We start from the raw sequence: 20475 nt of genomic DNA, 5'->3' as shown, positions 1-20475 counted from the left end.
CCATGACCAATGAGAGCCCTGCTACGGGTCGGGAGGCAGTTGATTGCGCGATTGCTGACCATACCGACCAATATTTTAACAAGACCAAACAGATAATTGGTCAATTCGGCGATAAAATAGTGACTTACGCTGTCTTTATGAGACGGCCGGTGATCTTCTGTCCGCGTATAATGATTGACTGGCTTAACGAGATGTCGGTCTTGCGTGAAAAAAGCTTCAAGGTCGAGCCCTGTTTTGAGGAGGGTGAGTGGGTCGGCGCCGGGGAGCCACTGGTCTATATCACCGGCAGTTTCTACGATCTCGTCGATCTTGAAACCCTGTATTTACAGAAGCTGGGCTCCGCCTGCGTGGCCGCCTACAACGCCTATTCCATGTGCTGGCATATGCCGACGACACGCTTCCTCGCTATGGATGCTCGCCATTGCGCAGGCGCGGAAATGGCCGACATGATGGCCTATGCGGCGTCGGTCGGCAGTCGCGCTGCCCAGAAGGATCATGGCGCCCAAGGTTTCATCGGCAATGCCAACAATGCGACCGCTCATTATTTCGGTAATGAAAAAGGCCTCGGCACCATGCCTCATGCCCTTATCGGCTATGCCGGGAGCACGGTGCGGGCAGCGGAAATGTTTCACGAAAGCTTTCCCGCGGATCCGCTGACGGTGCTTGTCGATTATTACGGCCGCGAAGTGACCGACGCGATTGATTGTTGTCGCCGCTTTCCCGAGATGGCAGCTGAGGGGCGGGTGTCAGTGCGGCTTGATACTCATGGTGGACGCTTCATTGAGGGACTCGATCCGGCATCTTCCTATGCGGTTCTGGAACGACATGTGCCGCGCGGTATCCGCCAGTACCGGTCGGAGCAGGAACTGAAATGGCTGGTCGGGACCGGCGTCTCGGCGGCGGGGATATACTGGATACGGGAAAAGCTGGACGAGGCGGGCTTTGAGAATGTCAAGATCGTGGCGTCCTCAGGCTTCTCCCGTGAAAAATGCCGGATCATGGGCAATATCAAGGCGCCGATCGACATGGTCGGCACCGGATCTTTCCTGCCGGAAATCTGGCACGAATCCTATGCCACTGCCGATATCATCGCCTATGATAATGTCGCCGGTGTGAAACTTGGCCGCGAGTTCCTGCTAAAAAAAGAAAAAAGACTGCCATAATCAGATAAATTCAGTCGTATTTTGATTAGCATTGCACGATGATCGGCCCCACAAGCGGGTCGGGATCAGTACCACGTTATTATCCGGAATTTAAGACGTCATGTATGCTGCTGTAATCAATTCCTGGCCGCTCCTCTTGGGGCTGGGCCTGCTCATGCTCGGCAACGGCCTGCAGGTGAGTCTTGTCGGCATCCGCGCCTCGCTTGAGGGCTTCCCGGCGGTTGTCATCGGCTTTGTAATGTCCGGATATTATGCGGGCTTCCTGTTCGGCTCGATCATTACCCCCAAGATTCTCGCCAATGTCGGCCATGTCCGCGTGTTTGCGGCACTGGCCTCGCTCGCTTCCTCGGCGGCGCTGCTGTACGTGGTTTTTGTCGATCCGATCGTCTGGGGATTGATGCGGCTGATTACCGGCTTTGCCTATGCGGGTCTCTATATCGTTTGTGAAAGCTGGCTCAATGATGCGGCGACCAATGAGACCCGTGGGCAGTTGCTGTCGGTCTATATGATCATCGTCATGGGTGGCATGGCCGTCGGCCAGTTGTTCCTCAATGTCGCCGATCCGGGCGGTTATACGCTGTTCATCTTTATTTCGGTGCTGATTTCCCTCGCGCTGATCCCGATGACGCTGACGGCGAACCCGGCCCCTAATTTCCTTGCCAGCACCCGGCTGAGCCTCAAAAAGCTCTACAAGATTTCCCCGCTCGGGATTGTCGGGATGTTCGCGCAAGGGATTACCGGCGGTGCCTTTTACGGTATGGCCGCTGTTTACGGTGACAAGATCGGTCTTTCCGTGGCCCAGCTTTCGACTTTTATCAGTATTGTGATTTTTGGCGGTGTGATCCTGCAATGGCCGGTCGGCAAGCTGTCGGACCGGTTCGACCGACGTCAGGTCCTGCTGGTCACTACGATGTTGAGCGGCGCCTTCGCGATCATGGCGATGTTTGCCGGTGAACGCGGTGATTATCTTACTTTCCTGGTGAGTGCCGGCCTGTTCGGGGGCTTCTCCGTGCCGCTCTATTCCCTCTGTATCGCCCATACCAACGACCATCTGGAACCGACAAAGATGGTCGCCGCCAGCAGCGGCCTAATGCTGGTCAACGGCTGCGGGGCGATTTTCGGGCCGGTTATTGTCGGCCAGTTGATGTCGACAAGCGGGAGTTATTTTTTCTTCGGCTGGATTGCCTTCGGCCATATCGCCATTGGCCTGTTCGCCATTTACCGGATGTACATGACGACGGCCATGCCGCTTGAGGAACAAGGCAGCTTTGTCGCCATGCCTGTGCGGGCGGGCGGCTCTGTCGCCCCCATGAACCCGGAAACCGAGGAATGGATCGACGATCAGCCCCCAGCCTATGCCGCAGAGCCGGAGCTGGAACCGGAGGAAGAACCAGCGGACATACGCGATGACGGTCCGGCGCTCGGGTCAAAATATCCCTGATTTCAGCAATTTCCGTAATTTTCGGGACAAATTACGCATCTAGCGATTGCTGCGCGCGTCAAGGCGGGTTAGAAATCCTTCATGACCGATCATTTGAAAATTGCGTTGGCACAGGCCAATCCGACCTTGGGCAATATCGCCGGTAATATTGCGCTGGCCCGGGACTTCCGTGAGGAGGCCGAGGCGCTCGGGGCTGACCTTGTGGTATTTCCCGAACTGTTCCTGACCGGCTACCCGCCTGAAGACCTGGTGCTCAAGCCCGCGTTTCAGCGCGCCGCCGCCGAGGCCATGGACGAGCTTGCCGAACTGACACTGGATGGCGGCCCGGCGATGCTGATGTCGGCCCCTTTGGTCGAGGACGGGATGCTCTATAATGCCGTTTGCCTGCTGGAAGGCGGAAAAATCACCGCCCGTCAGTTCAAGCACGAGCTTCCCAATTACGGCGTTTTCGATGAATTCCGCATTTTCAAGTCCGGCCCCTTGCCGGGGCCGATATCGTTTAAAGGTGTGCGCCTCGGGGTACTGATTTGTGAGGATATGTGGTACCCGGATGTCGCCGAATGCCTCGCCGAGACCGGCGCCGAAATCCTTGTGATCCCCAATGGCAGCCCCTATGACCACCGTAAATCGGACGAGCGGCTTAACCTAGCGGTTCAGCGGGTCAGTGAAACTGGACTGCCGCTGGTCTATGTCAACCAGATCGGCGGTCAGGATGAACTGGTTTTCGACGGCGCGTCCTTTGTGCTCAATGCCGACCGCTCGCTGCCCGTGCAGATGGCAAGCTGGAAGGAAAGCCTGCTGGTCACCGACTGGCAGCGCGGCGACGGCGAAGTCTGGTCTTGCACAACGAGCGAGATTGTCGATCCCGGCACCGCACTGGAGCGCATCTATCATGCGATGGTTCTGGGCCTGAAGGATTATGTCGAGAAAAACCGGTTTCCGGGCGTCGTTCTCGGTCTGTCCGGCGGGCTCGACAGTGCATTGAGCGCCGCCGTCGCCGTTGATGCGCTTGGAGCCGAGCGAGTGCATTGCGTCATGATGCCGTCAAAATACACGTCGGCGGAAAGCCTCGAGGACGCAGCGGACTGCGCGAAAATGCTCGGCACCGAGCTTGACAGTATCTCCATTGCCCCGGGTGTCGCGGCGTTCGAGACTATGCTGGCCGATAGCTTCAAGGGTCTTGAGCCGGACATCACGGAAGAGAATATCCAGTCGCGCCTGCGCGGCATGACGCTGATGGCGCTCTCCAACAAGCTGGGAAAAATGGTGCTGACGACCGGGAACAAGTCGGAAATGTCGACGGGCTACGCCACCCTCTACGGCGATATGTGCGGTGGCTACTCGGTGTTGAAGGATGTCTATAAAACCACCTGCTTTAAAATCTCGGAATGGCGGAACAGCCATTTCTCGCCGCTATTTAAAGGGCCGGACGGCCCGGTGATGCCCGCCAATGTCATTTCCAAGCCACCGACGGCGGAATTGCGCGACAACCAGAAGGACGAGGACAGCCTGCCGCCCTATGAGGTTCTCGATGCCATTCTGCGCGGGCTGGTCGAGGAGGAGAAATCCTTCGCCGAGCTCCGCGACGCGGGTTTTGAGGCGGCGACCCTCAGCCGGATCCAGAACTTGTTATATATCGCTGAATATAAACGGCGGCAATCTCCGCCCGGTGTTAAGGTCTCCACCCGCAATTTCGGCCGGGACCGGCGCTATCCGATAACCAATGGCTTCAGGGACAAAAGATGACCACCAAGTATAGATTTGCCCCGAGCCCGACGGGATTTCTTCATGTCGGTAACGCCCGGCTCGCCCTGATCAACTGGCTTTGCGCCCGAGCGAGTGGCGGCGAGATGATCCTCAGGCTCGACGACACCGACGCGGAGCGTTCGACCGAGGAATTCGCGGCCGGTATTCGGGAGGATTTGCACTGGCTTGGCCTTGATTGGTCGGCGCTTGAAAAGCAGTCAGCGCGGGCCGCCGCGTATACCCGCGCCGCTGAGACTCTGAAAAACGCCAAGCGACTGTATCCCTGCTATGAGACGGCGGAGGAGCTTGACTACAAGCGAAAGCGCCAGCTCGCCCGGAAATTGCCGCCTGTCTATGATCGTGCCGCGCTTCATATAACGCCGGAACAGATCACCGCCTATGAAGCCGAAGGACGCATGCCCCATTGGCGGTTCAAGCTCGATCAGGAGGTCATTCGCTGGGACGATATGGTGCGCGGGGCCGTCGAGGTCGATGGCGCCAGCATGTCCGACCCGGTGCTCATCCGCTCCGACGAACGCCCGCTTTATCATTTGCCCTCGGTCGTTGATGACATTGATTTTGCCATCACGCATGTGGTGCGCGGCGAGGACCATGTCAGCAACACGGCGCTGCATATCCAGATATTCACCGCCCTTGGCGCCGCGGTGCCAACCTTTGCCCATCTGCCGCTGCTGATGGGGCCGGACGGCGGGCCGCTTTCGAAACGCGAGGGCAGCCAGAGCCTGCGTGAGTTGCGGGACAGCGGAATAGAGGCGATGGCAGTCAACAGCCTGCTGGCCCGTCTGGGCACCTCCGATAATGTCGAGATTTGCCACAAGCTTGATGAAATCGCCGCCGGTTTCGATATCCATCATTCCAGTCGCGCCGCCGCCAAGTTTGATCCGGCGGAGCTGGCCAATCTCAACGCCAAGCTGTTGCATGGCATGGACTGGAACGAAGTCGCCGACCGCCTCGACTGCGACGGTGCCGATGCGACCTTCTGGCAGGCGATCCGGGGCAATATTTCGACCCTTGCCGAGGCGAAAGACTGGTGGCAGGTGGTGACCGGCCCGATAACCCCGGTGATCGAGGAGGCTGATTTCCTCGCCGCCGCCGCCGAAGAATTGCCGGACGGCCCGCTCGATGCGGAGAGCTGGAAACAATGGACCACGGCGGTCAAGGAGAAGACCGGGGCCAAGGGTAAGGCCCTGTTCATGCCGCTCCGTCTCGCGCTCACTGGCCGCGCCCATGGTCCGGAAATGAGCAACCTGCTGCCGCTGATCGGCCGGGAGAAAATCCTTGCGCGCCTGACGGGTCGCGCAGCCTGAACTTGAGGACGTTATCGTGACCCTGCATCTATACAATACTGCCCACCGCAAGAAAGAGGAATTTGTGCCCATTGAGCCGGGCAAGGTCGGCATGTATGTCTGCGGGCCGACGGTCTATGACCGCGCCCATATCGGCAATGCGCGCCCTGTGGTGATTTTTGATGTGCTGGCGCGGCTGTTGCGCCACTTGGGCTATGATCTTACTTATGTCCGCAATATAACCGATGTGGATGATAAGATCATCGAGGCTGCAAAGGCGAATGGGGAAAGCATTGAAAAACTTACCAAACGCACGATTAAGGCATTCCATGAAGATATGGACGCACTAAATGCCTTAAGAGGAAATAAGGAAACGCGCGTACCAGGCCCTGGCAACGGTAGTTTCAAGATGATTGAGCCGCGTGCGACCGAGCATATCGACGGCATGATCGCGATGATCGAAAAGCTGATTGCCGAGGGCCATGCCTATGAGGCAGAGGGGCACGTTCTTTTCGATGTCGGCAGCATGGGCGACGACTATGGCAAGCTTTCCGGCCGCAGCCGCGAAGAAATGATTGATGGCGCCCGGGTGGAAGTTGCTCCGTATAAAAAGGATCCCGCCGATTTCGTGCTCTGGAAACCCTCCACCGACGCGATGCCGGGCTGGGACAGTCCCTTCGGGCGCGGGCGTCCGGGCTGGCATATCGAATGCTCGGTGATGAGCGAGGCCACGCTCGGGATTACCTTTGATATCCATGGCGGCGGGCGAGACCTGATCTTCCCGCATCATGAGAATGAGGTGGCGCAAAGCTGCTGCGCCCATGACGGCGCGCCGTTCGCCAAATACTGGGTGCATAACGGCTTTCTCACTGTCGAGGGTGACAAGATGTCGAAGTCGCTTGGCAATTTCCGCACGGTTCAAGACGTACTCGAAGAAGCGCCGGGAGAAGCCGTGCGCCTCTACATGCTCAAAACTCACTATCGCAAACCTCTAGATTGGACTGCTTATGGCGTTGATCAGTCCAAAACGGAGATGAGAAAGCTTTATAATGTTCTTAAAGATTTTGATGAAGTCACATTAGGACCACTTGAGCCATCTCCAGCAGTTGTCTCCGCCCTGTGCAACGATCTCAATACTCATCTAGCTGTATTAAAGTTACAGGATTTAGGGAAAAAGTTACGTGGAACAAAAAATAAGGCTGTGCAATCTCGTTTAAAAGGACAATTTATTGCAAGTGGCCGACTTATGGGACTACTGGAAAAAACATGGCAGGAATACATTCAAGGCGGTCCTGTTAATATATCTTTTGTACCAGGAGAAGGAAGAGGCGCGGGCGAAGTTATGGACGTTCAGATTGGACCAATTTCAAAAAAAGCAATTGAATCACTGATAGCTGAACGAAACGAAGCAAAAAAGCTGAAGAACTACGCGCGATCTGACGAGATCCGCGATAACCTTAAAGCCGACGGAATCATACTTGAAGACGGGCCCGACGGCACGACATGGAAGAGGACGTAATGAAACGCGAACGACTTTATCTTTTCGACACAACACTGCGCGACGGCGCGCAGACGCAAGGGGTGGATTTCAGTGTCGAGGATAAGACGAATATTGCGAAGGCGCTCGACCGGCTTGGCATTCATTACATTGAGGGCGGCTGGCCCGGCGCCAATCCCGGCGACACTGCCTTTTTCGCCAATCCACCGGTATTGAAAAACGCAACGCTTACCGCTTTCGGCATGACCCGCCGTCCGGGTCGCAGCGTTTCCAACGATCCGGGCCTTAGCGAGATTCTGGATGCCAAGACCCCTGCGGTCTGCCTTGTCGGCAAGAGTTGGGACTTCCATGTCGATGTCGCCCTTGGCATCAGCCAGGAAGAAAATCTCTCGCTGATCTCCGACAGTATCGAGGAGGTCGTCCGGCAGGGGCGGGAGGCGATGTATGACGCGGAGCATTTCTTCGACGGCTATAAATCCAACCCGGAATTCACGCTCAAATGTCTCATGGCTGCCTATGACGCTGGCGCCCGCTGGGTCGTTCTCTGCGATACCAACGGCGGCACGCTTCCCGATGAGGTGGAACGGATCGTGGGGGAAATGACTGAGCATATCCCCGGCAGTCACCTCGGCATTCATACCCATAACGACACCGAAAACGCCGTCGCCAATACGCTGATGGCAGTAAAGGCGGGCGTGCGCCAGGTGCAGGGCACCCTAAATGGCCTCGGCGAGCGCTGTGGTAACGCCAATATCATCTCGCTGATCCCGTCATTGGTCCTGAAGGAGCCGTTCAAGTCGCTTGTCGATACGGGCATCACGGAGGCAGGTCTGAAGGCGGTGACGCCGGTCTCTCGCCTGCTTGATGAAATCCTCAACCGGTCTCCCAACCGCCATCAGGCCTATGTCGGCGCGTCCGCCTTCGCCCATAAGGGTGGCCTGCATGTCTCGGCGGTGGAGAAGGATCCCCGTACCTACGAACATGTGCCGCCGGAAGTCGTCGGTAATCAGCGTCACCTGCCGGTCTCCAATCAGGCCGGGCGCTCCAACATCGTCGCCCAGCTCCGCGATTTCGGTCTTGATTTCGATCCGAAAGATCCGAAAATCAACCGCCTGCTGGAGGAAGTGAAGGAGCGCGAGTTCGCCGGTTTCTCCTACGATGGGGCGCTTGCGAGTTTTGAGCTGATGGCGCGGCGGCGTCTGGGGCAGGTACCGAAATATTTTGATGTCGAGAGCTTTCGCGTGCAGGTCGAGCGGCGGCATAATGCGCGCGGTGAACTGCTCAGCGTCTCCGATGCCGTCGTCAAGGTGATCGTTGATGGCGAGCGCTACCTGTCCGTCGGCGAGGGCAACGGCCCGGTCAATGCCCTCGACAGCGCCCTTCGCAAAGACCTTGGCAAATATTCCAACTATATCGACGATCTTCGGCTGGTTGACTTCAAGGTCCGCATCCTCACCTCGGGCACCGAGGCGGTGACGCGGGTCCTGATCGAGACCACGGACAACACGAATGCGCGCTGGTTCACTGTCGGGGTGTCGCCAAATATCGTCGATGCCTCTTTTGCTGCGCTGATCGACAGCATTACCTACAAGCTCCTCCGCGAAAACGCGCCGGCCAGCGGAAAATAGGCGGCGCTATGAGCAAGTCCAGCGACGTGATGCCCGCGATTATTCTGGTCGAGCCGCAGATGGGCGAGAATATCGGCGCCGCGGCGCGGGCGATGCTGAATTTCGGCCTCACCGACCTCCGTCTTGTCAAGCCGCGCGACGGCTGGCCCAATGATCGCGCCGTTGCCATGGCCTCGCGCGCCGATGTGGTGCTGGAAAATACCCGCGTTTACCCTACAACGGCGGCGGCGATTGCCGATCTGCACCATGTCTTCGCCACCACGGCACGGACCCGCGATGTCATCAAGAAAATCGCGACGCCCCGCGCCGCGGCGGGCGAACTCCGCGCGTTTGCCGGAGAGGGGGCCGCCACCGGCATCCTGTTTGGCAAGGAAAGCGTTGGCCTGTCGCGTGATGACGTGACGCTCGCCGATGCCATTATCTCGGTGCCGCTCAACCCGGATTTTTCTTCCATTAATCTCGCGCAGGCCGTCTTGCTGGTCGGCTATGAGTGGTTCCAGTCGGGCGATAATACACCCGGAACCCAGGTCCTGAACGAGGAACGCCCGGCCAACAAGGACGAGCTTTCCCACCTGTTTGCCCGGATCGAGACAGAGCTGGACGCGCGCGGCTATTTTGACCCGATTATGTCCCGAAAACATGTTATTCTTCGCAATATGCGCAACATGTTCCAGCGGCTCGGGCTGATGGAATCGGATGTACGGGCCTTTCAGGGGATCGTCAAGGGCCTTTCCATGAAGCTGAAGGAAAAGAACAATGACGGAGATCGTTCATAATACCGCCAAAGTCGGCGACCTTACCCTTCACTACGCCGAGACCGGCGCTAAAAATGAGACGCTGGTGCTGATGCTGCACGGCTTTCCGGAATTCTGGTATTGCTGGAAGGACCAGCTTCCGGTTATCGGCGAAAGCTACCATGCGGTGGCGCCGGACATGCGTGGCTATAACCTCTCCGACAAGCCGGAGGGGGTGAAGGCCTACACGATCGGGAAACTGATCGGCGATGTCATCGGCCTTGCCGATCATTTCGGGCAGGAACAATTCTATCTCGTCGCCCATGACTGGGGTGCGGCCATTGCCTGGGCGGTGGCCATCGGCTATCCCGACCGGGTCAAGGGGCTGGTCATCCTCAACGGTCCACATCCCTATATCTTTTCCGAACTGCTGGCCAAGAACGAGACGCAGATTGCCCATAGCCAGTATATCGCCAAGTTTCAGGAGATCGGCGTTGAGGAGGAGATGCTGAAAAATGATGCCGCCTGGCTCTGGAACTGGACCTTTCGGCGCTTGCGGAAAAGCGGCCAGATGTCAATGGCGGATGAGGCCGCCTATCGCGAGGCCTGGTGCCGTCCGGGCGCGCTCACGGCCATGCTCAACTACTACCGCGCCTCGCCGTTGCAACCGGCGACCGAGGAGACGAAGGGGCAGGGGTTTGGCCTGGATCCGGAGAAGTTCCGGGTGCGGGTGCCGACACTGGTGATCTGGGGCGAGGCGGACCATGCGCTGATCGCCGAAAACCTCGTGGGACTTGATGCGTTGGTCGAGGATTTGACAATCATCCGCCTGCCGGGTGTCAGCCATTGGGTAACCCATGAAGCCCCGGAAACGGCCTCGACAGAGATTACCCTATTCCTGAACGCGCTCGATCGCAGAAACAGGCCGGAAAAGCATTGACAAGCGGAACTTACTTCCTATGATGCGCTGCTTGTGCAGGCCTCGTCGGTGTGCCTTTTTCCTGACTTTGAAAAACTGGAACTAGTGAATGACCAAGCGTATTCAAGCAAAATATAAAATTGACCGCCGGATGGGTGAAAACATCTGGGGTCGCCCGAAAAGCCCCGTAAACCGCCGTGAATATGGACCGGGCCAGCATGGCCAGGGTCGCCGCAGCAAGATCTCCGACTTCGGGATCCATCTGCGCGCCAAGCAGAAGCTGAAAGGCTATTACGGCAGCATCACGGAAAAAAGCTTCCGCCGTTTGTATGCAGAAGCAGTCCGGCTTAAAGGCGATACATCCGAAAATCTTATCGGCCTGCTGGAACGGCGTCTTGATGCGGTTGTCTACCGCATGAAGTTCGTGCCGACCGTTTTCGCCGCCCGCCAGTTCGTCAACCATGGCCATGTCACCGTCAATGGTAACAAGGTCAATATCGCCTCTTATCAGGTGAAGCCGGGTGACGTTATCGAAGTGCGCCAGAAATCTAAGCAGATGGCCCTTGTTCTGGAGGCCGCTGATAGCCCCGAACGCGAAGTTCCGGAATATCTCGACGTGGACCATAAGGCCATGAAGGGTACCTTCAACACGATCCCCGGTTTGTCCGACGTGCCTTATCCGGTCGTCATGGAACCTAACCTGATCGTCGAATTCTACTCCCGCTAAACAGCGCGTAGACACAAAACAGCCGGAGTGCGTTACTGCCTCCGGCTTTTTTTATGCGTAAATAGGGCCGTTACAGGCCGCCGTCGCGCTTTTCCCCATCGATGGATTTCTTCACGCGCTGATAGTCGTATATCCCGATAAGCAGGCAAATCACCGCAAACGGCAGAAGAACCCAGCCGGCATGGCTAAGCCACGGATCGTCAACGAATTTTATCAGTCCAATAGCGGCCGCAATAAGGGTGATCGTTACTTTGATATAGGCCATCAGGGTGCGCCGATTAGCAAGTTCCGTACGATGCACCGCAAGCTTGAAGGTATCTATATTTCGCCGCTCTTCCGGTATTATCTTCTTGTCCTCCGAAAACCGTCCTTAACATTCCAGAAAAAGGATAGGTTTTCTGTCAAAAACCTTCAACCTTTGGATTGAGCAGGGCATGGTGCTGCTCGTCTGCCGCCTCGATCAGGACAACGGCGCCATGTATCTTCACGCGGTTTTCCGCTACCAGTTTCAGCGCCAGCGGATAGATCAGATGTTCCTGCTCAAGGATGCGGGCGGCGAGAGCTTCCGGTGTATCCGTCTGATGGATCGGCACCACCGCCTGAGTGATGATTGGTCCTTCGTCCATTTCCGGACGGACGAAATGCACGGTACAGCCAGTAAAGCGGGCGCCGGACTCAATTGCCCGCTCATGGACATGCAGTCCCTTGAAGGCGGGCAGGAGGGACGGGTGAATATTGAGAATCTTGTCCTGCCAGCGATTAACAAACTCAGGCGTTAGCAGACGCATAAATCCGGCAAGACAGATAAGATCGACATCAATGCTGGCGAGAAATTCGGTGAGTTTAGCGTCAAACGCCTCGCGGTTTTCAAAGTCGCGATGATCGATCACCCGTGTCGGGATGGCATTCTCGGCAGCGAACTTAAGGCCGGCCGCCTCAAGGTTATTCGACAGAACGCAGACGATCTCCGCCGGAAAGCCCGGGGCCGAACAGGCATGGACGAGCGATTGCATATTGCTTCCACGCGCCGAGATCAGTACGGCGACTTTCAGTTTTGCCACGTCGTTTCCAGTTCCCTGATAATGACCTGCGGTGCATCCATCTCGCGCGGGACAAGGCGGCCGACCGTGAACACTGTTTCCCCTGCCTTTTCAAGCAGGGTGATCGCCGCCTCGACATTTTCCGGCGCTACCGCAACCACCATGCCAAGGCCGCAGTTAAAGGTGGTCGCAAGCTCGCGCGGGGCGATATTACCAAGCTCGGCGAGCCAGCGGAACAGCGGCGGTAACGGCCAGCCGTTGGCGTCAAGATCCGCCGCCAGCGTCGATGGCAGGATGCGCGGAATATTCTCAAACAGGCCGCCGCCGGTGATATGCGAGAGCGCCTTGATATGCCCCGCGCGAATGCCTTGCAGGCAACTGTTCACGTAGATTCGCGTGGGCTCGATCAGAACATCGCCCAGCATTTTTTGCGAATCGAACGGGGCCGGGGCATTATAATCGCACTTGAAATCCGCCATCAACCGGCGCACCAGCGAGAAACCGTTGGAATGCAGCCCGGAAGACGCGAGGCCGAGCAGGATATCCCCCGCGCCAAGGTTGTCCGCTTTCAGCAGCTGGTCGCGCTCGACCGCGCCGACGGTGAAGCCCGCCAGATCATAGTCTCCGCTCGCGTACATTCCCGGCATTTCCGCCGTTTCACCGCCGATTAGCGCGCAGCCCGCCTGCCGGCAGCCCTCGGCAATCCCGGCGATAATGTCACGGGCGGCGGCGATATCAAGGCCGCCAGTGGCGAAATAATCGAGGAAAAAGAGCGGTTCCGCCCCCTGAACCACGAGGTCATTGACGCACATGGCAACGAGATCGATGCCAACAGTATCGTGGCGGTTCATGTCGATGGCAATTTTCAGCTTGGTGCCAACGCCGTCGGTTGCCGAGACCAGCAGCGGATCTTTAAAACCGGCCGCTTTCGGGTCGAAAATTGCGCCAAAACCGCCAAGATCCGCGTCTGCGCCTGCCCGCCGGGTAGAGGCGGCCAGCGGCTTGATTGCCTCAACCAGCGAGTTTCCCGCCGCGATATCAACACCCGCGTCCTTATAGCGGTAACTTTTTTTGGAGCTATCGGTCTTCATGAGTTATGCTGCACTCGATTTTAGGACTATGATCGGGCCAACATACTTTTTTTCCACTGGTTTGCAATGACGGAAACGATGCAACATTCAATCTTCTCGCAGTTTTCTGGCTTCTCGCGCTTTTTTGGCCCGGCGGTCATGATCCTGGTTTTGGCCAGTGTCCTTAATACGGCCTCGGCGGCGACGGCGAATCTTTATGTCATTCGCGGAATTTCCGTTGATGAAACCGCCTCGACGGCGGCGACGGCGCGTGCGAAGGCCATACAGGCGGGGCAGCGGCGGGCGTTCGATACGCTGTTGCGGCGCCTCGTCCTCGCGCCCTATCATCAGGAACTGCCGAAACTTGACAGTGATACGATTACCCCGCTGGTCGCCTCCTTTCAGGTCGCCAATGAACGCTCTTCGGCGCAGCGGTATCTCGCAGACTTCACATTTGAATTCAAGCGCGACGATGTCCGGCGGATCTTGCGGGCGCAATCGCTGCCGTTTTCCGAATCTGTCGCCAAGCCGCTGCTGGTGCTGCCGGTCTTCAGCGCCGATGGCAGCCAGAACCTGTGGGATGAACCCAATCCGTGGCTGAGCGCCTGGACCGATATCATCGGCTACGGCGTCCGCCCGCAAGCGCCGCCCGCGTTGCGGGACGACTGGGCGCAGAACCTGTTGCAGCCGGTCATTGTTCCCTCCGGCGATCTTGCCGATATCAAGGCGATCACGGCGGAACAGGCTGTCAGCCTCGATAAGGCCGCACTTGACGCCATCCGCGATATCTACGGAACCTCCGGTGTTCTGGTTATCACTGCCCGGCTTCGCATTGCGGATGACGGCACATCGCGGCTGGAGGTAACCCGTCAGAGGAGCGGCCAATTGTCCCAGCCAGTTGTTGAGACCTATCGGGGCGACAGCGACGGCGAACAGCTGATGCACAGCGCCATATTCGATCTGCTGGGAAATATTCAGGAAAACTGGAAGCGGCAGAATGTGCTTGATTTCAGCTCCGAGAGCACGCTCGCTGTAACAACGAAAGTGACCAGCCTCCCGGACTGGTTAACCATCGAGGAGCGTGTAAAAACCCTCGCCGCCGTCAGTGCCACGAAAGTTAAGGAACTTTCTGTCGGCCAAGCCTTTTGGTATATAACCTTTCTGGGAACAATCGACCAGCTTACCTCATCGCTCGCACAGAACGACCTCGTTCTTGCCGAGCAGGATGGCTATTGGACACTCGATCCGGCACGATAGCCGACAACCCCCGGATTTTATGGAAAGCAGGTTTGGTTTAGGTGTTGAATATTCCAAATAGCATTACGTTGGTGCGGATGATCCTGGTTCCGGTCATTGTCTGGCTGATTCTTGCGGAGCAGATGTATGCCGCCTTTATTGTATTTGCTATTGCCGGGGTATCCGATGCACTGGATGGCATGATCGCCAAGCAGTTTAATCTTGTCACTCCGCTCGGGACTTATCTTGACCCGCTCGCCGACAAGCTGTTGCTGGTATCGATCTATGTCACGCTCGGCATTCAGACGGATCTGCCAAGCTGGCTGGTTATTCTTGTCGTCAGCCGGGATATCCTGATTGTCGGCGGTATCCTGCTGACTTTTCTGATGGAATTGACGGTTAATATCGCGCCATCGAAAGTCAGTAAACTGAATACATTCTGTCAGATCAGCCTCGCGGCTATCGTGCTCGGCGACAAGGGTTTTGGTTACGGCAATACGGGGTTTATCACCCTTTGCGTCCTTATCGTCGCGTTGACGACGGTATTATCGGGGCTAAGCTATATTCTGCAATGGTCACAGCAGAATAGCTAATGGGGGACCGGCATTTATTTATGCCCTTTAGGAAATGAGAACATGACGCTAAAGCAACATATGAAATTCTGGACGTGGGTGTTGGTGATCTTCGTCATCGGTCTTTTGCTGCTGAGCAACATCCTGCTGCCGTTTGTCCTCGGCATGGGGGTTGCCTATTTTCTCGATCCGGTCGCCGACAGACTGGAGGAGGCGGGGCTGAACCGGACCGCCGCCACCTCGTTGATCATCGGTCTGTTTCTACTGATTTCGATTATCGGACTGATCGTACTGGTTCCGATCATCATTGAACAGACGATGAACCTGTTGAACGGACTGCCCGATTACCTGTCCAACCTCCATGACCTCTTCATGCCGTTCATCGACCGCTTCATTGATGTTCCGGCGTTGCAAGATAGCGAGGAATTCAAGAAAACGGTCGGTGATTTTGCAACCAAGGCGATGACAAACCTTGGAACCGTGTCGGGAAATATCATCGGCGGCGGCCTCGCGGTGGTGAATATGGTCACGCTTCTGGTGATCACACCGATCGTCGCCTTTTACCTGCTGCGCGACTGGGACGACATGGTTGAAAAGATCGATGCCTGGCTACCGCGCAAAAATGCGCACCGGATCCGGCATATCGCCCGCGAGATTGACGAGGTTTTGGCAGGGTTTGTGCGCGGTCAGGCAACGGTCTGCCTCATCCTTGCAACCTATTACGGTTTGACGTTGATGATCTCCGGGCTCGAATTCGGACTGGTGATCGGCATTGTTACAGGCCTGATCTCTTTTATTCCGTTCGTTGGTGCCATTATTGGCTTTATTGCCTCAGTCGGCGTCGCGCTCTTGCAGTTCTGGCCCGATTTTCCGATGATCGGTGTCGTCGCCGGTATTTTTGTTGTTGGCCAGATCCTCGAAGGCTATGTGCTTGTTCCCAACCTGGTTGGGGAGCGGGTCGGGCTTCATCCCGTCTGGGTAATGTTCGGCCTGTTAGCAGGTGGCAGTCTGTTCGGCTTTCTTGGGGTCCTGCTGGCGGTACCGCTGGCGGCGGTCGTGGGCGTCCTGAGTCGTTTCGCGATTATGCAATATCTACAAAGCCCGCTTTACGATTCGAATGTCGAGACTGAAGAAGAAGTTCCCGGCGAAGGTGAGATATGAGGCTTTAGATGCAAGCTATTCAAATACCAATGACTTTATCCTTCCGGCCCGCATCGAACCGGGAGGATTTCCTGGTGACGGAGGCCAATGAGGAGGCTGTTGCCTGGATCGACAAATGGCCGGACTGGCGCGGCAGATCCCTGCTTGTTGTCGGCCCGCCCGGCTCTGGCAAAACTCATCTCGCCAATGTCTGGCAGGCGCAGACGAACGCACAGTTGGTATCCTCGGACGAGATTGCGGCACTGGCGATTGATAAGCTCGAACAGCTTTCAGAGGGGCCACTGATCCTTGAAAATGCCGGGCACGGCATGGACGAAACGGCACTATTCCATTTGTTTAACCTGATGGCAGAAAAGCAGTCGGGCCTGTTGATAACTGCACGGAAAACACCCCGGCACTGGAACTTGCAGCTGGCGGATCTTATTTCCCGCCTTGGCACCATCCCGGTCGCCACCATACATGAGCCGGACGATGCCCTGTTTGCGGCGTTGGTTATCAAGCTTTTTTCCGACAGGCAGCTTGCTGTGACGCCGGATGTCGTTCAGTATATTGTCGATCGGCTTGAGCGTTCCTTCGAGGCCGCGCGGCGGTTCGTTGCGCATCTTGATCACAGGGCGCTTGCTGGCAAACGAAAAATAACCCTTCCCCTTATACGGGATGTTTTCAAGGAAGAGCAGGGATAGAAAATGGATCTCGGGATTTCAGGTAAACGGGCAATTGTCTGCGCCTCCAGCAAGGGGCTCGGTCGCGGCTGTGCCGAGGCGCTTGCCGCCGAGGGCGTCAATCTGGTGATTACGGCGAGAACCGCTGCCACCCTGAACGAGACCGCCGCGTATATCCGCGATAAATGGCCGGTCGAGGTGACGGCGATTGCCGGGGACATCACGACGGTTGGAGGGCGGAAAGAGGTTTTGGCAGCTTGTCCCGATCCGGATATCCTGATCAATAATGCCGGCGGACCGCCGACGGGCGATTTTCATGACTGGTCAATCGAGGACTGGATGAAGGCCCTTAACGCCAATATGCTGACCCCGATCGAGCTGATCAAGGCGACAGTGGATGGGATGCGGGCGCGTAAATTCGGGCGCATCATCAATATTACATCGAGCGCCGTCAAGGCGCCCATCGATATCCTCGGCCTGTCCAACGGCGCCCGGGCGGGGCTGACCGGTTTTGTTGCCGGTATTGCCCGCAAAACCGTCATTGATAATGTCACCATCAACTCCCTGCTGCCGGGGCCGTTCGATACCGACCGCCTGCGCGGGAATTTCGAGGCGGTATCCAAGGCATCGGGCGCGTCAGTGGAAGACATTCGCAAACAACGCGCCGCCTCCAATCCGGCGGGCCGGTTTGGCACGCCCGAGGAATTTGGTGCGGCCTGCGCCTTCCTCTGCAGCGACAAGTCCGGCTTCATCACCGGGCAGAATATCCTGCTGGACGGCGGTGCCTTTCCGGGCACATTGTAAGGATGCTGCATAAAGACATCTGAAAAGGGGGTAAAATGCGAACCTGTTTTTTGGGCATAGTTGGTGTAACCACCGCCATGTTGCTGTCAGGCAGCCCGGCGAGGGCGAGCGATATCACCGGCACCTGGTCGACGGTGGACAATAAAAGCCACGTGAAAATAGAGCCTTGCGGTGAAAAGCTCTGTGGAAAGGTGATCTGGCTGAAAACGCCGACCGGTGCGGACGGCAAGCCGGTCATCGACAAGAACAACAGCGATGATGCGCTTAAAAGCCGCCCTATCCTGGGCATGGAACTGCTGACTGCCTTTGTGCCGTCCGGTAGTAATGAATGGGACGGCGGAAAAATCTACAACCCTGAAGACGGAAAAACCTATGACGCCAGCCTGTCTCTTGAAAAGCCGGATCAACTGAACGTCAAGGGATGCATTGCGATTTTCTGTAAAACGAAGGTCTGGTCAAAAATACAGTGAATATTTACCTTTTCCCTGTAGGTGTAATAGCGAGCCGTTAAAATTGGTCAGGGTTGTCATATTCCGGTGACAAAAGCGCGCTATTATTCTCGGGGAATTATTTTCTGACGAAGGAACGCTGTGACAAAACCGACAAAAATATCCGTGGAGGAAATACCGGAACCGAGCCTAATGGAAAGTCCGGCGCGCTTTATAAACCGTGAACTTTCCTGGTTGTCCTTTAACTGGCGGGTTCTGGAAGAATCAGCAAATTCCGGACATCCGTTGCTGGAAAGACTCCGTTTTCTCTCGATCTCTGCGGCTAACCTTGATGAATTCTACATGGTGCGCGTCGCCGGCCTGTGGGGCCAAATCAAGGCGCAGATCAAGGCGGTCAGCGAGGACGGCATGACGCCCGCCCAGCAGCTTGAGCAGGTCGATCACAAGGCAAAATTGCTCATTGACGAGCAGCAGCGGCAGTGGAAAAAGCTGCTGATTGAACTCCGTGAAACCGGCATTGAGGTCCTGACGCCCGACGAGATCACCATTGACGAAGGCTTGTGGCTCAAGGAGCATTTCGAGGAACAGATCTATCCGATCCTGACGCCAATGGCGCTGGATCCCGCCCATCCATTCCCGTTTATCCAGAATCTCGGGTTCGGTATGCTGATGGAGCTGGTGCGCAAGAATAATGAACGCAAATTGAAGGCCTTGCTGTTGCTGCCGCAGACACTCAACCGTTTTATCCGTCTGCCCGGCCCGAACATCCGCTATATCGCTCTTGAGAATGTGGTGACGATGTTTCTCGATCATCTTTTCCCCGGCTACACCGTGGCCCAGCAGGGGCTGTTCCGGATTGTCCGGGACAGCGATATCGAGGTTGAGGAGGAGGCAGAGGATCTTGTCCGGCTGTTCGAGACGGCCCTGAAACGCCGCCGCCGCGGCAGTGTCATCCGCCTGAAGGTCAACCAGGACATGCCGCAGGCCTTTGTCGATTATCTGGTTGCCGAACTGGAACTGGACCGGCGCGCGATCATGACTGTTGACGGTCTGTTGGGCCTGTCCAATACCGATGAACTCATCACGCTTGAGCGACCTGATCTTTGCTTCCTGCCACATACGCCGCGCTATCCGGAGCGGGTGCGCGATACCGCCGGGGATATCTTCACCGCCATCAGCAACAAGGACTTCATTGTCCATCATCCCTATGAGAGTTTTGACGTTGTTGTTCATTTTCTGCGGCAGGCGGCGGCGGACCCGAATGTCGTCGCCATCAAGCATACCTTGTACCGAACCTCAACGAACTCACCGGTAATCAATGCTCTGATAGAGGCGGCAGAAGCGGGGAAATCTGTCACCGCCCTGATCGAGCTGAAAGCCCGATTTGACGAGGCGGCAAACATCAAATGGGCACGCGATCTGGAGAGGGCAGGGGCCCAGGTGATCTACGGATTTATCGATCTCAAGACCCACGCAAAGGTCTCGGTCGTGGTCCGCCGCGAGGGCGAGACGCTTAAAACCTACATGCATTTCGGCACCGGCAATTATCATCCGGTCAACGCCCTTGTCTATTCCGACCTGTCGATGTTCACGACCGATCCGCAGCTAGCCAAGGATGTGTCGCTGATGTTCAATTACATCACCGGGTATGCCAAGCCGAAGGGATTGCAAAAGCTGATTTTATCGCCCTACAGCCTCCGCAGCTCCCTGATTGAGATGATCGATGCGGAAAGTGAATTTGCCAGGAACGGCAAGCCGGCGGCGATCTGGGCAAAGATGAACGCCCTGGTCGATCCGGCAATGATCGATGCCCTGTACCGGGCCAGCAACGCCGGTGTCGATATTCGGCTGGTTGTTCGCGGAATTTGCTGCCTGAGGCCGGGGATCAAAGGCATGTCGGAGAATATTCAGGTGACCAGCATCGTCGGCCGCTTTCTGGAACATTCACGCATCATTTGCTTCGGTGCGGGCGAAAAAATGCCATCCCCGAAGGCCAAGGTCTTCATCTCATCTGCCGACTGGATGCAGCGGAATTTCGACCGCCGGATTGAGACATTGGTACCGGTGACCAACGAGACAATTCAACGCCAGGTCCTTGACCAGATCATGGTGGTCTGCCTGAAGGACACAGCGCAGAGTTGGCGTTTGACGGAAAATGGCGAGTATGAGAAAATCACCGGCACCGGCGAACTCTTCTCCGCCCATAATTATTTCATGACAAATCCGTCTTTGTCTGGACGCGGGAAAGCTTTGCTTGTAAAGGACCCTGTGCCAAAACTTGTACCGCCGAACTAAATCCGTCCAGTATACGTGTCAGG

Annotated in this window: 19 protein-coding genes; 16 read left to right on the top strand and 3 right to left on the bottom strand. The window is 56.6% G+C overall.

Annotation, left to right across the window (positions count from 1 at the left end; translation table 11 throughout):
- Nucleotides 1-2: 2 nt before the first annotated feature.
- The 9 genes from ACESNI_RS09985 to rpsD all read left to right on the top strand — a co-directional run bounded on the left by ACESNI_RS09985 (nucleotide 3) and on the right by rpsD (nucleotide 11163).
- Nucleotides 3-1163, top strand: coding sequence for a nicotinate phosphoribosyltransferase (locus ACESNI_RS09985; RefSeq protein WP_373086458.1), 1161 nt, complete (start codon nucleotides 3-5; stop codon nucleotides 1161-1163).
- A 100-nt stretch (nucleotides 1164-1263) separates the two neighbouring features.
- Nucleotides 1264-2604 carry an MFS transporter gene (locus ACESNI_RS09980; RefSeq protein ID WP_373086456.1) on the top strand — a complete coding sequence of 447 codons (1341 nt, stop codon included), beginning with the start codon at nucleotides 1264-1266 and terminating at the stop codon, nucleotides 2602-2604.
- Between the two features lie 81 nt (nucleotides 2605-2685).
- The gene (locus ACESNI_RS09975) at nucleotides 2686-4350 is read left to right on the top strand and encodes an NAD+ synthase (protein ID WP_373086454.1); all 1665 of its coding nucleotides are present in this window, start codon (nucleotides 2686-2688) and stop codon (nucleotides 4348-4350) included.
- Nucleotides 4347-5678, top strand: a complete 1332-nt coding sequence (gene gltX / locus ACESNI_RS09970) for a glutamate--tRNA ligase (RefSeq protein WP_373086452.1) — start codon at nucleotides 4347-4349, stop codon at nucleotides 5676-5678. The genes ACESNI_RS09975 and gltX overlap by 4 nt, the downstream gene beginning before the upstream one ends.
- Before the next feature lie 16 nt (nucleotides 5679-5694).
- Nucleotides 5695-7176: a cysteine--tRNA ligase gene (gene cysS, locus ACESNI_RS09965; protein WP_373086450.1), complete on the top strand. Its 1482-nt coding sequence runs from the start codon at nucleotides 5695-5697 to the stop codon at nucleotides 7174-7176.
- Nucleotides 7176-8783 carry a citramalate synthase gene (gene cimA / locus ACESNI_RS09960; RefSeq protein WP_373086448.1) on the top strand — a complete coding sequence of 536 codons (1608 nt, stop codon included), beginning with the start codon at nucleotides 7176-7178 and terminating at the stop codon, nucleotides 8781-8783. The genes cysS and cimA overlap by 1 nt, the downstream gene beginning before the upstream one ends.
- Before the next feature lie 8 nt (nucleotides 8784-8791).
- Nucleotides 8792-9559 carry an RNA methyltransferase gene (locus tag ACESNI_RS09955; protein ID WP_373086446.1) on the top strand — a complete coding sequence of 256 codons (768 nt, stop codon included), beginning with the start codon at nucleotides 8792-8794 and terminating at the stop codon, nucleotides 9557-9559.
- Nucleotides 9540-10457, top strand: coding sequence for an alpha/beta fold hydrolase (locus tag ACESNI_RS09950; protein ID WP_373086445.1), 918 nt, complete (start codon nucleotides 9540-9542; stop codon nucleotides 10455-10457). The genes ACESNI_RS09955 and ACESNI_RS09950 overlap by 20 nt, the downstream gene beginning before the upstream one ends.
- 88 nt (nucleotides 10458-10545) lie before the next feature.
- Entirely contained in the window at nucleotides 10546-11163 is a 618-nt protein-coding gene (gene rpsD, locus ACESNI_RS09945; RefSeq protein WP_373086444.1) for a 30S ribosomal protein S4, read from the top strand.
- Between the two features lie 70 nt (nucleotides 11164-11233).
- Here rpsD and ACESNI_RS09940 read toward each other — a convergent pair whose 3' ends face one another.
- The 3 genes from ACESNI_RS09940 to purM form a co-directional block, all read right to left on the bottom strand.
- A complete protein-coding gene (locus ACESNI_RS09940) occupies nucleotides 11234-11428 on the bottom strand; it encodes a DUF202 domain-containing protein (protein ID WP_373086442.1) in 195 nt (64 codons plus the stop codon).
- A 136-nt stretch (nucleotides 11429-11564) separates the two neighbouring features.
- Complete coding sequence (purN, locus tag ACESNI_RS09935) at nucleotides 11565-12224, bottom strand: phosphoribosylglycinamide formyltransferase (protein ID WP_373086440.1); 660 nt, start codon at nucleotides 12222-12224, stop codon at nucleotides 11565-11567.
- Complete coding sequence (gene purM, locus ACESNI_RS09930) at nucleotides 12212-13294, bottom strand: phosphoribosylformylglycinamidine cyclo-ligase (protein ID WP_373086439.1); 1083 nt, start codon at nucleotides 13292-13294, stop codon at nucleotides 12212-12214. Before purM ends, purN begins: the two co-directional genes overlap by 13 nt.
- A 78-nt stretch (nucleotides 13295-13372) precedes the next feature.
- Between purM and ACESNI_RS09925 the strand changes: the two genes are divergently transcribed.
- From ACESNI_RS09925 to ACESNI_RS09895, 7 genes are all read left to right on the top strand, one after another.
- Nucleotides 13373-14530, top strand: coding sequence for a DUF2066 domain-containing protein (locus ACESNI_RS09925; RefSeq protein WP_373086438.1), 1158 nt, complete (start codon nucleotides 13373-13375; stop codon nucleotides 14528-14530).
- 41 nt (nucleotides 14531-14571) lie between these two features.
- Complete coding sequence (locus tag ACESNI_RS09920) at nucleotides 14572-15102, top strand: CDP-alcohol phosphatidyltransferase family protein (RefSeq protein WP_373086436.1); 531 nt, start codon at nucleotides 14572-14574, stop codon at nucleotides 15100-15102.
- A gap of 42 nt (nucleotides 15103-15144) precedes the next feature.
- Nucleotides 15145-16242: an AI-2E family transporter gene (locus tag ACESNI_RS09915; RefSeq protein WP_373086434.1), complete on the top strand. Its 1098-nt coding sequence runs from the start codon at nucleotides 15145-15147 to the stop codon at nucleotides 16240-16242.
- 8 nt (nucleotides 16243-16250) lie between these two features.
- Complete coding sequence (locus ACESNI_RS09910) at nucleotides 16251-16925, top strand: AAA family ATPase (protein ID WP_373086433.1); 675 nt, start codon at nucleotides 16251-16253, stop codon at nucleotides 16923-16925.
- Between the two features lie 3 nt (nucleotides 16926-16928).
- The gene (locus ACESNI_RS09905) at nucleotides 16929-17708 is read left to right on the top strand and encodes an SDR family oxidoreductase (RefSeq protein ID WP_373086432.1); all 780 of its coding nucleotides are present in this window, start codon (nucleotides 16929-16931) and stop codon (nucleotides 17706-17708) included.
- Nucleotides 17709-17743: 35 nt separating this feature from the next.
- Nucleotides 17744-18178 (top strand): DUF2147 domain-containing protein, encoded by a 435-nt coding sequence (locus tag ACESNI_RS09900; protein ID WP_373086431.1) that lies wholly within the window; start codon nucleotides 17744-17746, stop codon nucleotides 18176-18178.
- A gap of 171 nt (nucleotides 18179-18349) precedes the next feature.
- Nucleotides 18350-20452: an RNA degradosome polyphosphate kinase gene (locus tag ACESNI_RS09895; RefSeq protein WP_373086482.1), complete on the top strand. Its 2103-nt coding sequence runs from the start codon at nucleotides 18350-18352 to the stop codon at nucleotides 20450-20452.
- The last annotated feature ends 23 nt before the right edge of the window (nucleotides 20453-20475 follow it).

The organism is Sneathiella sp., assembly GCF_041689005.1.
In the GTDB taxonomy this organism is placed as follows: domain Bacteria; phylum Pseudomonadota; class Alphaproteobacteria; order Sneathiellales; family Sneathiellaceae; genus Sneathiella.
Note: the sequence above shows the minus strand (reverse complement) of the source record. Positions and strands in the feature narration are given on the sequence as shown.

What these genes read in the sequence shown, in the direction of transcription:
- ACESNI_RS09900 (WP_373086431.1), top strand. Translation starts at nt 17,744, where the DNA reads ATGCGAACCTGTTTTTTGGGCATAGTTGGTGTAACCACCGCCATGTTG.
- cimA (WP_373086448.1), top strand. Translation starts at nt 7,176, where the DNA reads ATGAAACGCGAACGACTTTATCTTTTCGACACAACACTGCGCGACGGC.
- ACESNI_RS09925 (WP_373086438.1), top strand. Translation starts at nt 13,373, where the DNA reads ATGCAACATTCAATCTTCTCGCAGTTTTCTGGCTTCTCGCGCTTTTTT.
- ACESNI_RS09895 (WP_373086482.1), top strand. Translation starts at nt 18,350, where the DNA reads ATGGAAAGTCCGGCGCGCTTTATAAACCGTGAACTTTCCTGGTTGTCC.
- ACESNI_RS09905 (WP_373086432.1), top strand. Translation starts at nt 16,929, where the DNA reads ATGGATCTCGGGATTTCAGGTAAACGGGCAATTGTCTGCGCCTCCAGC.
- ACESNI_RS09910 (WP_373086433.1), top strand. Translation starts at nt 16,251, where the DNA reads ATGCAAGCTATTCAAATACCAATGACTTTATCCTTCCGGCCCGCATCG.
- ACESNI_RS09950 (WP_373086445.1), top strand. Translation starts at nt 9,540, where the DNA reads ATGACGGAGATCGTTCATAATACCGCCAAAGTCGGCGACCTTACCCTT.
- ACESNI_RS09985 (WP_373086458.1), top strand. Translation starts at nt 3, where the DNA reads ATGACCAATGAGAGCCCTGCTACGGGTCGGGAGGCAGTTGATTGCGCG.
- ACESNI_RS09940 (WP_373086442.1), bottom strand. Translation starts at nt 11,428, where the DNA reads ATGGCCTATATCAAAGTAACGATCACCCTTATTGCGGCCGCTATTGGA.
- purM (WP_373086439.1), bottom strand. Translation starts at nt 13,294, where the DNA reads ATGAAGACCGATAGCTCCAAAAAAAGTTACCGCTATAAGGACGCGGGT.
- ACESNI_RS09975 (WP_373086454.1), top strand. Translation starts at nt 2,686, where the DNA reads ATGACCGATCATTTGAAAATTGCGTTGGCACAGGCCAATCCGACCTTG.
- ACESNI_RS09980 (WP_373086456.1), top strand. Translation starts at nt 1,264, where the DNA reads ATGTATGCTGCTGTAATCAATTCCTGGCCGCTCCTCTTGGGGCTGGGC.
- ACESNI_RS09955 (WP_373086446.1), top strand. Translation starts at nt 8,792, where the DNA reads ATGAGCAAGTCCAGCGACGTGATGCCCGCGATTATTCTGGTCGAGCCG.
- rpsD (WP_373086444.1), top strand. Translation starts at nt 10,546, where the DNA reads ATGACCAAGCGTATTCAAGCAAAATATAAAATTGACCGCCGGATGGGT.
- ACESNI_RS09915 (WP_373086434.1), top strand. Translation starts at nt 15,145, where the DNA reads ATGACGCTAAAGCAACATATGAAATTCTGGACGTGGGTGTTGGTGATC.
- gltX (WP_373086452.1), top strand. Translation starts at nt 4,347, where the DNA reads ATGACCACCAAGTATAGATTTGCCCCGAGCCCGACGGGATTTCTTCAT.